The organism is Pseudoalteromonas maris, from assembly GCF_049257235.1.
Taxonomy (GTDB): Bacteria; Pseudomonadota; Gammaproteobacteria; order Enterobacterales; family Alteromonadaceae; genus Pseudoalteromonas.
Genome location: NZ_JBMMUF010000014.1, coordinates 25,940 through 38,429 on the forward strand (window position 1 = coordinate 25,940; position 12,490 = coordinate 38,429).

The following is a 12,490-nucleotide window of genomic DNA, read 5'->3' on the forward strand; positions in this document are numbered from 1 at the left end:
TAAGTCGGGCTTTGAAATTGATAATAAAAAGAGTAGCTTGGCAAAATGCAGTGAGATAAACCAATCTTATCGAACTATCGGGAGGGCATAAGTGTCAGGATTCAACACACTATTTTTGGGGTGTAGATAATTGGCGGGCATAAAAAAGAGGGGAAACCCCTCTTTATATTATTTTGTGATGGCCAGCTCTCGTGGTTTTTCTATGTAGTAGCCCTGAGCGCCATCGAGGCACAGTACCTCAATAACATGTTTCTCTTCTTGGCTTTCTACACCTTCAGCGAATACCCTCACGCCGATACGATGCGCTAAATCAACCATGAGACGCATAAAGTATTGGTTGTTCTTGTCGTCTTCCAGGCCGCGCGTATAGCTTGCATCCATCTTGATAAAGTCAGGTTTTAGCTCACGGAAGAACTTGAATGAAGTGAGTCCCACACCAAAACGCTCAACGGTAATACGTGCGCCAGAGCGGTGAAGCATTGAAATAAAGCGCTTACTGGCGTTGATATTTTGTTGTAAGCCCAATTCAGAAATCTCAAACACTAAGCGTGAAGATAATTCACCTTCTTTAAGCAGACGGCGCTCCAGCCAAATGAGGAATTTATCGTCATGTGCACTGGCTGCTGACACATTTACACCAAAGTACTGAGCGTTAAGGTTTTGTGTCTTAATCGCTTTGAGGGTGTGCTCAATGATCATTTGATCCAGCTCTATCGACTTGCCTAGCTGATCTGCCATTGCCATGAATGACGACGTTGGCAAAATGTGGTCTTCGGCATCGCGAAAACGAGCCTGAATTTCCGAATAGGCAGCGTTGCTTTTACCAAGCGGCATAATAGCTTGAATCACCAGTTCGACCGACTGCTTTTCAATCAAGTCACTGATCATCTTACGCCAATTTTGTGCACCCTTTACAGAGCTCTCACTGATATCTTCAGGGCGTTGAATATGCCATGCATTAACTTGTTTACTTTGGGCTATGTTCATTGCCACGTCCACATTGGCGAGCAATTCGCCCAGCGGTTTATTTTGGTCGTAAGGGACGATACCGGTGTACGCCACTGACGGTAGGTTATGCACCTTTTGGTACTGATTCAGTTTAGCTTGAACGTTAGTCGCAAAGCGCTCAGCCTCTTTAGGAGGGATGTTTGGCAGTACCACCGCAAAATCTGAACTGTTGAGGCGATACACATTACTATTAGCATAGTTAGTGATTGATGCAGATAGCATGTCAGCAATGCTACGAATGTACTCATCGCCTTCTTGATAACCGCTGCTTTGGTTTATTTGCTGCAGCTCAGTACCACGCACCAATGCGATACACCCAAAACATTCATTTTGCGCGTGCTCGATGTGTCTTTCGTAATATTCCACGAACATATTGCGGTTGCCAAGAGACGTAACTACGTCTTTATACGCTTCTTTTTTAATTTCCACTGCTGAGCTGGCTATATTGTCTAGCTGCACGCCTAGGTGAGAATTCAAACGCTTTAAAGCCGGAGCAATTTGGTTGGCTATTTTCAATTTTTCTTTGTCATCACCAAATGCGCGCGTATATGAATCAGGCACATCATTGGCGCTGACAAAGTGATCAATAACGGTCGCAACAATGTCAGCAATACGGCGGCGATAGCCTCTAAATGCTGTTTTTAAACTGGCAATTGGCACAAAGCAAATAAAGGTAATAACGAGCGTGAAGTAGAGTAGGCCTTGCTCAAATGAGCTTGCCAAAGCACTTAAATCGGCAACAAATTCAACACGCAACTCACTGTCTTCAGACACGGCATATTGGCTGTGAATTGATTGAAATTGTGACTGAGCAATTTGCAGGATAAGTGCATCATTGGGGGTTTTGCTAGTAGAGCCGAGGATTTCTCCATCGCTATTTCGAACCCATAGTTTTTGCACAGGCATAAGCGCTGAGATTTGTTCAGCGAACAGGGCACCTTTTTCAGGATCGGCTAATTCAATAGATGCTACAGGCTGAATATTCAAATAGTGTTGCAGTTGCTTTTGCATGGTATCTTGCTGTTGTGTGCTCAACGTGTGAAACACCATCACATTAGCAACAACACCAGCGCACAATGCTAATAGCCATAAAGTGAATTGTAGGAGAGTGAACCGTTTCAAAGTTGCTTATCCTTTACTCTTAAGTACAGTCTGCGAAGTTCAAAGCCGCACAAGGACAGTCAAAGCCCTAATATAATTCCTCAGGTCTTTAAAAGGCCTTAAATAATCCGTTATCTATCCAAAAATCTTATCCTCGCAATCAGTTAGGTGACGAGCAGTGGTAACAGAGTATTACCGCTCCCAAGACACACGACAACTTGTTGATACGATTTGTAATAATTTCGGAAGACTAATTAACAGTTTAGTAGCGTATTGAATATAAACAAAAATATAGTTGAAGATTAGTTTACTAACAGACAGATGTCTAGGTACAGAATAAGGAATTTATGTAACGAGGAGTGACGTTGTTGGCTCCCCCTCCCCGACTCGAACGGGGGACCTGCGGATTAACAGTCCGTCGCTCTAACCAACTGAGCTAAGGGGGAACAAAACGTAATGTAGGAAGTGGCTCCCCCTCCCCGACTCGAACGGGGGACCTGCGGATTAACAGTCCGTCGCTCTAACCAACTGAGCTAAGGGGGAACAAAACCTGATGTTGAAAGAAAATTGGCTCCCCCTCCCCGACTCGAACGGGGGACCTGCGGATTAACAGTCCGTCGCTCTAACCAACTGAGCTAAGGGGGAAGCGCCTGTCTCTCAACGGGGCGAAATATTAATGACCCCACTTGCCAGTGTCAACTAATAAAACTCGAAAAATAAAAAAAACAGCTCGTTCGTCGCTTTTTCGCTCAATTTGCTTGCTAAGCAACCAAATTAAGGGCATCCACAGCGTTTATATTTGTATTTACCAAGGCAATGTCGCGGTCTTAAAGGCGACAAAGGAAGCCTGATTTTAGTGCTACCGGCAATGCACTAATGAAGTGCATATATTAATAGGTAATATGTGTTCTTTTTTGTTCATATTGGCTAATCCCTTATATTTAAAGGGCTGGGTTAACTTATCCACGAAATCTGTGGATAAGTCTGTTTATTAATGCACGCAAGGCAGGGTTAATCGGCTTCGGAGGGGACTTATTGAGAATGCAATAGGGATGAGGTAAAAATTTTTTCATATATAAAACAATGGTTTGAGATGATATTCTTTAAAGTTACAAAAAAATATATTTTTATACTTTGATGACGCTTTTTTGTCCTTGTCTTGTGCAAAAATAACGCATAAATACGTATCATTGTTTCAACAGTGTAAATTAATTGTTTTTTACGCCCTTTAGCGCCGAAATTAATTGAAATTCGAAAAAATGAACATTCTTTATGCATCAATTAACCATGGAAGGGGATGCTGGGATGTTTTAGAATAGGGCTTCCCTAATAGCAGCAATAAGCGTCGTTATGGCTACAGCCGATTCTTCAGTGATCCTCAGTGCTCCAATTGTGCCAACTTTGCGCAAGATGACTATTCCCATGATCTTCGGCATGATTTTTTTAATGCTGTTTAATCTAGTTGATACTTTTTTCATTAGTATGCTCGGTACTGAGCCTCTGGCTGCAATTAGTTTTACGTTTCCAGTCACATTTACCGTGATAAGCCTCGCAATTGGGTTAGGTATAGGTACTTCGGCAGTCATTGCCACAGCACTTGGCGCGCAAAGCACCAACCAAGCGCGTTTTGACGGCGGCGTGGCGCTGGTTATATCTGCCGTGATGGTTTTAGCGCTGTCGGCAGTTGGTTACCTATTCACTGAGGAAATATTTCTATTGTTAGGTGCAAAGGCGCATCTAATTGAAATTATTGAGCAGTATATGCATATCTGGTTTCTAGCCAGTGTATTACTGGTGACGCCAATGATAGGTAACGCCGTGTTAAGAGCCAATGGTGATACCAAAACGCCGAGTATAGTTATGGGGTGCTCGGGCCTTGTGAATGCTATTTTAGATCCGATTTTGATTTTCGGCTTTGGGCCTATCGACGCCATGGGGGTTCAAGGAGCTGCGATTGCTAGCGCAATATCCTGGATTCTGGGCGTTGCAGCAATTCTATATATACTGACTCGTCAGCGTAACTTAGTAACACTGCGATGTCCCTCGCAATCATTTGCTGTAGCGACGCGTAAAATCTTAAAAATTGGTTTACCTGCGGCGGGGGCAAATATGCTTACGCCGATTGCAATGGCGGTCATGACGGCTATCGTCGCCAACTTTGGTGCACCTGCTGTTGCCGCATTTGGGGTGGGCAGTCGCATTGAGTCTATTGCTTCGTTGGTGGTATTGGCATTGTCGATGACGTTGCCACCATTTATTAGCCAAAATTTTGGTGCGGGAAAACACGAGCGTGTGCGCAGTGCATATCAGCAAACCCTCAAGTTCGTCATGGTGTGGCAGTTTGCGATTTACCTGCTGTTGCTGATGGTGGCTCCGTTTATCGCAGCGGCTTTTGCTGACGAACAGCAAGTGAGTGACTTGATACAGTTATTTATTTACGTTTTACCACTGTCTTACGGGCTGCAAGGCGTGATCATCTTAACAAACTCATCCTTTAACGCGATTCACAAACCAATGAATGCGCTAATTTTGAGTATTGTACGTTTATTTGTCTTTTATGTGCCTATTGCTTACCTAGGTAGCTTGCTTGCTGATTTGACAGGGTTGTTTGTAGGGGCTGCTTTGGGCAATTTATTTACCGCTGTCATTGCTTACTACTGGTTTTCTAGAGGTTTGCAATGTACCGAGGTTAAGACGCAGGAGTTAACACCGTGAGTGATGCATTTGATTTACAATCCAGTTATTCACCTAGTGGCGACCAACCGACTGCGATAAAGCAATTAGTTGAGGGGCTAGAGGCGGGTCTTGCGCACCAAACCTTGTTGGGGGCTACGGGGACGGGTAAAACATTTACCATGGCGAACATTATCTCAACGCTGCATCGCCCAACCATCATTATGGCGCACAATAAGACTCTCGCGGCGCAGCTATACGGGGAGATGAAGGAGTTCTTTCCCAATAACGCGGTCGAGTATTTTGTTTCATATTACGATTACTACCAACCTGAAGCGTACGTTGTTGCCAGTGACACCTTTATTGAAAAAGATGCCTCAATCAATGAGCACATCGAACAAATGCGCTTATCTGCAACCAAAGCTTTGCTTGAGAGGCGCGACGTAATTATTGTTGCGTCGGTGTCGGCCATTTATGGTTTGGGCGACCCAGACTCTTATATGAAGATGATGTTGTTGCTCAAAGTGGGTGATACGGTTGACCAACGCGACATGCTAAGGCGCTTAGCTGAGTTGCAGTACACGCGTAATGATATGGACTTTAGCCGTGGCACTTACCGGGTACGTGGTGAGGTGATTGATATCTTTCCCGCCGAATCCGACGATATCGCTGTGCGTGTGGAAATGTTCGATGATGAAATTGAGCGCTTGAGCTTATTTGATCCACTTACAGGGCATGTAGAGAAAAACCTCATTCGCGCTACTATTTACCCGAAGACGCACTATGTAACGCCTCGGGAGAAAATCCTCGGTGCGATTGATAACATTAAAGTGGAATTAAAAGAGCGTCGTCAACAGCTACTCGATGCAAATCGCTTAATCGAAGAGCAAAGGGTGGCACAGCGTACCCAGTATGACATCGAAATGATGCAAGAATTGGGTTACTGCTCAGGCATCGAGAATTACAGTCGTTATCTGTCAGGCCGAGCTCCAGGCGAGCCGCCACCTACCTTGTTAGATTATTTGCCCGATGATGCCTTGATGATCATTGATGAGTCACATGTCACGGTGTCACAAATAGGAGCCATGTATAAAGGCGACCGTTCGCGCAAAGAGAATCTTGTCGAATACGGTTTTCGTTTACCGTCGGCGATGGATAACCGACCGCTAAAGTTTGAAGAATTTGAGTCTATCATGCCGCAAACGATCTATGTATCGGCAACACCGGGCGATTATGAGCTAACTAAATCGTGTGGTGAAGTTGCAGAGCAGGTGATAAGGCCTACTGGGTTGGTTGACCCAGAAATTGAAGTGCGCCCAGTAAGCACTCAGGTTGATGATTTACTCTCTGAAATATACAAGCGTGTTGACATTGACGAGCGTGTGTTAGTGACCACGTTAACTAAGCGCATGGCTGAAGACCTTACCGATTATTTGGGCGATCATGATGTTAAAGTGCGTTACCTGCATAGCGATATCGATACGGTAGAGCGTATGGAAATCATCCGAGACCTGCGCGCTGGCGTGTTCGATGTGTTGGTTGGCATTAACTTATTACGTGAAGGCCTTGATATGCCAGAGGTGTCGTTAGTGGCGATTCTTGACGCCGACAAAGAGGGCTTCTTACGTTCTGCGCGTTCGCTTATTCAGACCATAGGTCGTGCGGCCCGTCATATTAATGGTAAAGCGATTCTTTATGGCGATGTGATCACGCGCTCTATGCGCCAAGCCATTGATGAAACTAACCGCCGTCGCGAAAAGCAAATTGCACATAATGAAGCTCATGGCATCACGCCACAAGCGCTTAAAAAGCGTATCACTGATGTGATGGATACTGGACAAGACACCAGTCAAGGTATTACCTCACGCAAAGACCCCAAAGCAAGTAAAAACAAAGCTACAACGCATTTGTCTGCAGCAGACTTGGCGAAAGAAATTAGCCGCTTAGAAGCACAAATGCATGAGTTTGCGCGAGAGCTTGAGTTTGAAAAAGCCGCTAAAGTGCGTGACCAAGTGCATGAGCTACAGCAACAGTTAATTATTAGCTAAGCGCGTGTAGGGCAAAAAACTTAGGTTTGTTGCTCTGCCTGTTTTTTTGCCAGCGCCGCTTTTTGGCGGCGTTTGTCAGCGTACATACGAGCATCAGCTTCGCTTAGCAAGTTTTCGATATCCAAGGTCACCTGAGTGTAGCAGCTATAGCCGAAACTCAACGATGCATATAGCTCGTTACCTTTGTAATACAAAGGTGCGCTACTCATATGCCTGCGTAGTTTATCAACCACCGCAATGACTTGTTCTTCATTGTTGATTCGGTGCAATAAAATTAAGAATTCATCGCCGCCGAGGCGGGCAATGATGTCTGTATCTCGCAGTTGTTTTTTGAGGTTTCGAGCAACATGAATGAGCAGTGCGTCTCCAGCATCGTGACCATAGGTGTCGTTAACCGATTTAAAACCATTGAGATCTATATTGATGATAGCGAATTGTTTATTTTCGCCCATATCTTGTGTTAAATAGTGCAGGCGTTGCATGATAGAGCGTCTGTTGGCAAGATGCGTTAAGTCATCTTGCAGAGACGTTTCTTTGACGATTAAATAGGCTCGCACTAAGAAGAGTATTGAAAAGTACAGGATCAAAGAGACAGATATTCCAACCACCACAATAAGTGTGTGCTGATAACTTGTGTGTTCGCTGATTCGGTATTTTGCACCGAGAACCCATGTGCCGTTGGGTATTTGCACTGTCTCCACAAGATCTGCATTGGCAAAGGTTTGCGCTTCACCAAAGAATAAACGACCTTTTTCTCCAGCACTGTCCGCCCCTTTGAGTGCATAGGTGATGTGCTCTGAGCCTGACAGTGACAACTGCTCGTAAATGGCATTATCATCAAGCACCACACTCAGGGTACCCCAGTATGAATCATCTTCGAGTACGTTTGCATACAAAGGAAAGCGCAAAATTAACCCTGTTCCACCTTGCACTAATGGCAGGGGCCCAGCGATAAAAATACCACGTTGCTGTCGTGCTTTTTCTATCGTCGCTAATTGTTTAGGTGCAGTACTGTAATCAAGTCCAAGTGCGCGTTCATTGCCATCAAAGGGGTAGACATATTTGACGATATTATCAGGAGCTAGAGCAATGTTTCTGATCAACTGTGAATTGCTCGCTAACCCTGATGCCAGTGTATTCCAGTTTTGTTCAATAAACTGCATATCCAAGTTGGCGATAATCACGATACTTTCTGCGGCAAAGACTTCTTGATAGACAAGGCTCTCTATTTTTGCTCGTGTGAAGGCAACTTGTTTGGCGAGCTGTTCTCGTTGCTCACTGATTTGTTGCTGGCGATATAAGTCTGAAAATGATTGAACAACAAAAACACTGCCACTTAGATAAAGCAGACTAAGGAGTATTAATAGCGTTTTAGGTTTGATTCTCATTTTCAAGCCGTTAATTCAAGTGCAACTATCTGATTTTTATTATTTACGCGTTGTTGTTTTTACAAAGATTTCTTTTGAAAAAGAGAACGCAAACACGCTGTGCGGCGCCAGTATAACAAGATATTGTTAAAGGTAGGTAATTTTAGGGGACAAAATATGAGCATGTCAGCGCCAAGCCACTTGCATGCAACAGGCTAAAGTGGCTGGCGAATAGGGATGACGGCCTTAGGCTTCGTAGTCGAGAGGATCTGTCGCGTTATTTAACGCGAATGCTTCAAGGCGCTCCTGACACGCACCGCACTTGCCGCACGCTTTTTCGCGGCCATTGTAGCAGGTCCATGTCTTAGAATAATCAAGGCCCATCTCTAAACCGTCTTTAAGAATGTCGATTTTACTATTGTCTAAATACGGACAGAAAATCTCTACTTCATCGTAGTTGGCGATACGACACACATCATCCATTTTCTTTACAAACTCAGGGCGGCAATCAGGGTAAATGGCATGATCACCAGAGTGAGCACCGTAAAAAACCTTGGTTGCTTTGAGTGACACTGCGTAACCTACAGCCAGTGATAGCAAAATCATATTTCGATTGGGTACCACGGTGCTTTTCATGCTTTCCTCTTCGTAGTGACCTTCAGGCACATCAATGTCATCGGTCAACGAAGAGCCACCAATAAGCTGGTTGATGGCAGAAATATCGACGATTTTGTGATCCACACCAAGCTCTTCGCACACAGCTTTGGCTACTTCAAGCTCTTTCACATGACGTTGGCCATAGTTAAATGACAGTGCATAGACTTCATGGCCTTGGCGTAGCGCTTTGTTGAGCACGGTAAAAGAATCCATGCCACCTGAATATATAACAACGACTTTTTCTGCCATTTGGGTGGTCACCTTATAATCATCATAGAGGTTTACGTTCGGGCGCGGTATAATACAGGGTTTGTGGGCGGATCACAATTTTTAACCACCTTTTCGGTGTATGTGTGACTCGCTGTGGGTAGATTTTATACCAATTCGTACTTCATGGTTGGTAACAGCAGTAGGTAATATTTTTGTACCAAATTAACGAGATTTTTGAAACGATTCAAGGTGAAGCAAGTTATACCGGAACGCCGTCTGTATTCGTGCGTTTGCAAGGATGCCCTGTGGGGTGTTCGTGGTGTGACACTAAACAAACATGGGATGCGAATGACACCTATGTTGTGTCCTTAGAGCAAACTCTTGAAAAGAAGTCTGATTCAGAGCTGTGGGCACACGCACAAGCTGAAGATATTTTGGCTGCATTCAACGCTCGTGGTTACAAGGCAAAACATGTTGTTATTACTGGCGGTGAACCGTGTCTGTTTGACCTTAATCCCTTGTGTGAATTACTGCATGCCCACGGTTACAGCACGCAAATTGAAACCAGTGGTACGTTTGAAATTCAAGCTCCTAAAGAGACCTGGGTGACGGTGTCACCTAAAATAAATATGCGTGGCGGCTACGAGGTGCTTACGTCGGCGATGCAACGTGCTGACGAAATTAAACATCCTATTGCCATGCAAAAGCATGTTGAAGAATTAGAAGCGTTATTCGCGCGTACAGGGGTGGCCCCGAAACTTGTTTATTTACAGCCAATAAGTCAAAAAGCAAAAGCAACTAAGTTGGCGATTGACACCTGTATCCAGAAGAACTGGCGTTTATCAGTACAAGTACATAAATACTTGGGGATTAACTAAAAAAAGCGGCATAAGCCGCTTTCTTATTACTGATTCTCGCTCAGATAATCAATGACTACTTGGTGATGGTCTTTGGTTTTAAACTTGTTGAACACATGTTTAATTTTACCGTCTTGACCCACCAAGAAGCTCAGGCGGTGAATACCATCGTATTCCTTACCCATAAATTTCTTTAGGCCCCACACGCCAAAGTCATCGGCAACTTTGTGGTCTTCATCGCTAAGAAGCTGGAAGTTGAGCTCTTTTTTGGTCTCAAAATTTTTCAACTTTTTCACAGGATCAGGGCTGATCCCCACAGCCACGGTGTTAAGCGCAGCAAGTTGCTCTTTGTGATCACGTAATTGTTCAGCTTGAACAGTACACCCAGGTGTGAGCGCTTTTGGATAAAAATATACCAGTACTTGGTTATTGTTTAACAATGCTTCAAGGCTTACTGGCGTACCGTTTTGATCGTCGAGCGTAAATAAAGGCGCGTTATCGCCTGCTTGTAAGGTGTTCATACTGATTCCTTATCTTATTCGTCTAAAAATATAATCAATTTCAAGTCGTTGAGAGAGCGCTTCAAAAGATACTTTGAACGCATCAATATCGATCTCTTGCGGTACATTAAATTCTAATTCACAGCGCATTTGCATAATACCATCTTGCTCATAAGTGTCAGATTTTAAAGAACAGATACCAATATTGTGCTGCGCAAAATAGCCCGTGATCTGGCTTAACGTACCCGGAGTGTCTATGCCTGTGTATTCGAGGTTGTAGCCACCACCAAATTGTTCTTGGGTATGACAGGCAGTACGTTTCATCATGGTTAACAGACCAAGTTCCATGCCTTTTGTAGGTAATAAATGCTCAACACGGCTAATGGACGCCATGTCTCCGTTGAGCAACATGATAAACGTTAATTCGTTTCCTAATATGGCAATGCGGCTGTCGGTAATGTTGCAATGACAGTCACTGACCAACTGGGTTAAAGCACTGACAACGCCCGCTTTATCCTCACCAATTGCAGTTATTACTAATTGTTGTTTGGCCAACTCAACCATGGATTTGCCCTTTCTATACAAAACAATTTTTCGGCGACGAAGTGTATCACAAATACGCTTTTATAGCGCAGCTTTTACCTATGTGGGTGATTTATGTCATTTCACTTGAGAGCTTCTTGTTTTTGCCCTCGTGTAAAAGTACCATAGTGAAAATTTTTCTTCCCTATCGCTGTGCTCAGGCGTCAGCGAAGCGGGTGTTGATTCATCTTTTTAGTCTTTGTGGGCTGGATAAAAGCCAATATAACAATTAACTTGCAATCGACACTGAACCAATTACCACTCACCGACTCAAAGTCCGTAGAATAATAAAGGTGAGTATAGGAGAACTACAACGTGCAGTATTGGATCCCTAAAGCATTGATGTTAGGTGCCTTAGTAACTTTAAGTGGGTGTAGCATTTTTACCAATGACGCGCATCACCAACGCAACTATCAAGCAAACAAAGCAGTAGTCACTCCACAAGGCCTTGATGCTCCACGCCAAGACCCAACGTACAAAATGGATGTTGCTGTTTATGACAACAGCGAAGATGACAAAGCAGTTAAGCCGCCAATGCAGGTTATGCCTGTGGCTCAGGGTAGCTGGATTGAAGAAAACGAAAAGCTAGCGAAAGTCTATTTCGACAAAAACGACGGCATCGACAACCTCAAAGACTTTGTTTGGTCAGCAGTTGAAAGCGTATTTAAGAGCTACAATGTTGGTGTTGCCAAGGCTGATAAAGCGCAAGGGACATTAGAAAGCGATTGGCTGTCTATTGTGCGTGTTGAAGAAGGTTGGCTATGGGATGATGAGACCGTCGCAGAGCAACGCTACGAGTTTATCATTGAGGAAAAAGAGCATCAGCGTACTGCATCACTGCAAGCTAAATTAGTGGATTACCGTTCAGAAACGGTGCCGTTGACGCCTTTATTGCAACAGCGTTTAGAAGCACGAGCTTTAAATGCAGCAGTAACCGAATTTGACTACCTATACCGTCAGTTACAAGTTGATTTACGCCAGCGCCAAGGCATTATCTCGCTTGAGCTAGGTTTTGATAACAAAGGCAACTCTGCGCTAATCACTGAGCAAAGCACCAATGTTGTATTTGAGCGCTTTAGCGGTTTCCTAGAGCGATTGCAGTTTACAATCATCGAAGTAGATGCCGATAAAGGCCTAATTCTTGCCGATTATACTCAGCCAGAAAGTAGCGTATGGGATTCTATTTGGGGTGACGAAGCTATGCAGTTGCCGCTTGAAGATGGGCAGTATCAAATTCTGGTAAGCCCTGCGCAAGCTGGCGGTACTAGCATCACCTGGATGGACGCCAATGGTGAAGTACTTGAACCTGGCGTGATGAATGACCTGCAGCAAGCGCTCGTAGCAGCTTTGCGTAGCCGAGGCATTCAAATTTAATCTAGTAATCGATTAGAAAAGGGAAAAGGGTGCAGGCTCTTTTCCTTTTTTGTCTGTATCACAGGGGCTGTGTGCACCCGTTTTCGCCTCTTGGTACACCAACAGTGACAATA

Annotated in this window: 9 protein-coding genes and 3 tRNA genes; 4 read left to right on the top strand and 8 right to left on the bottom strand. The window is 44.3% G+C overall.

The features are described 5' to 3' along the window. Positions 1-168: 168 nt before the first annotated feature. From AAEU32_RS15040 to AAEU32_RS15055, 4 genes are all read right to left on the bottom strand, one after another. The gene (locus AAEU32_RS15040; protein ID WP_421971352.1) at positions 169-2,130 is read right to left on the bottom strand and encodes an EAL domain-containing protein; all 1,962 of its coding nucleotides are present in this window, start codon (positions 2,128-2,130) and stop codon (positions 169-171) included. Between the two features lie 348 nt (positions 2,131-2,478). Next, positions 2,479-2,555: transfer RNA gene (locus AAEU32_RS15045), tRNA-Asn, on the bottom strand. A gap of 20 nt (positions 2,556-2,575) precedes the next feature. Then, positions 2,576-2,652 (bottom strand) — tRNA-Asn (locus tag AAEU32_RS15050). Positions 2,653-2,677: 25 nt separating this feature from the next. Then, positions 2,678-2,754 (bottom strand) — tRNA-Asn (locus AAEU32_RS15055). A 705-nt stretch (positions 2,755-3,459) separates the two neighbouring features. On the opposite strand from AAEU32_RS15055, the gene AAEU32_RS15060 reads away from it, so the two are divergent. Continuing rightward, positions 3,460-4,824, top strand: coding sequence for an MATE family efflux transporter (locus AAEU32_RS15060; RefSeq protein ID WP_421971353.1), 1,365 nt, complete (start codon positions 3,460-3,462; stop codon positions 4,822-4,824). Then, the gene (gene uvrB, locus AAEU32_RS15065) at positions 4,821-6,830 is read left to right on the top strand and encodes an excinuclease ABC subunit UvrB (protein ID WP_421971354.1); all 2,010 of its coding nucleotides are present in this window, start codon (positions 4,821-4,823) and stop codon (positions 6,828-6,830) included. The genes AAEU32_RS15060 and uvrB overlap by 4 nt, the downstream gene beginning before the upstream one ends. A gap of 20 nt (positions 6,831-6,850) precedes the next feature. Here uvrB and AAEU32_RS15070 read toward each other — a convergent pair whose 3' ends face one another. Together AAEU32_RS15070 and queC are read right to left on the bottom strand one after the other, a co-directional pair. Further along, entirely contained in the window at positions 6,851-8,218 is a 1,368-nt protein-coding gene (locus tag AAEU32_RS15070) for a diguanylate cyclase domain-containing protein (protein ID WP_421971355.1), read from the bottom strand. Between the two features lie 225 nt (positions 8,219-8,443). Next, the gene (gene queC / locus AAEU32_RS15075) at positions 8,444-9,115 is read right to left on the bottom strand and encodes a 7-cyano-7-deazaguanine synthase QueC (protein ID WP_421971356.1); all 672 of its coding nucleotides are present in this window, start codon (positions 9,113-9,115) and stop codon (positions 8,444-8,446) included. A gap of 161 nt (positions 9,116-9,276) precedes the next feature. Here queC and queE point away from each other — a divergent pair, with 161 nt between their 5' ends. Continuing rightward, entirely contained in the window at positions 9,277-9,942 is a 666-nt protein-coding gene (gene queE / locus AAEU32_RS15080) for a 7-carboxy-7-deazaguanine synthase QueE (RefSeq protein WP_421971357.1), read from the top strand. Positions 9,943-9,968: 26 nt separating this feature from the next. Here the strand turns inward: queE and bcp are convergent, their stop codons facing one another. Together bcp and AAEU32_RS15090 are read right to left on the bottom strand one after the other, a co-directional pair. Continuing rightward, positions 9,969-10,442: a thioredoxin-dependent thiol peroxidase gene (bcp, locus tag AAEU32_RS15085; RefSeq protein ID WP_421971358.1), complete on the bottom strand. Its 474-nt coding sequence runs from the start codon at positions 10,440-10,442 to the stop codon at positions 9,969-9,971. Positions 10,443-10,451: 9 nt separating this feature from the next. Beyond that, on the bottom strand, positions 10,452-10,985 hold the full coding sequence (locus AAEU32_RS15090) for a glycine cleavage system transcriptional repressor (protein ID WP_421971359.1): 534 nt from the start codon (positions 10,983-10,985) through the stop codon (positions 10,452-10,454). Positions 10,986-11,318: 333 nt separating this feature from the next. Here AAEU32_RS15090 and bamC point away from each other — a divergent pair, with 333 nt between their 5' ends. Continuing rightward, positions 11,319-12,377 (top strand): NlpB/DapX family lipoprotein, encoded by a 1,059-nt coding sequence (gene bamC, locus AAEU32_RS15095; protein WP_421971360.1) that lies wholly within the window; start codon positions 11,319-11,321, stop codon positions 12,375-12,377. Positions 12,378-12,490 lie beyond the last annotated feature (113 nt).

Bases quoted from the DNA above. Each gene is read 5' to 3' on its own strand.
- AAEU32_RS15060 (WP_421971353.1), top strand. From the start codon at position 3,460: ATGGCTACAGCCGATTCTTCAGTGATCCTCAGTGCTCCAATTGTGCCA.
- AAEU32_RS15070 (WP_421971355.1), bottom strand. From the start codon at position 8,218: ATGAGAATCAAACCTAAAACGCTATTAATACTCCTTAGTCTGCTTTAT.
- bcp (WP_421971358.1), bottom strand. From the start codon at position 10,442: ATGAACACCTTACAAGCAGGCGATAACGCGCCTTTATTTACGCTCGAC.
- AAEU32_RS15090 (WP_421971359.1), bottom strand. From the start codon at position 10,985: ATGGTTGAGTTGGCCAAACAACAATTAGTAATAACTGCAATTGGTGAG.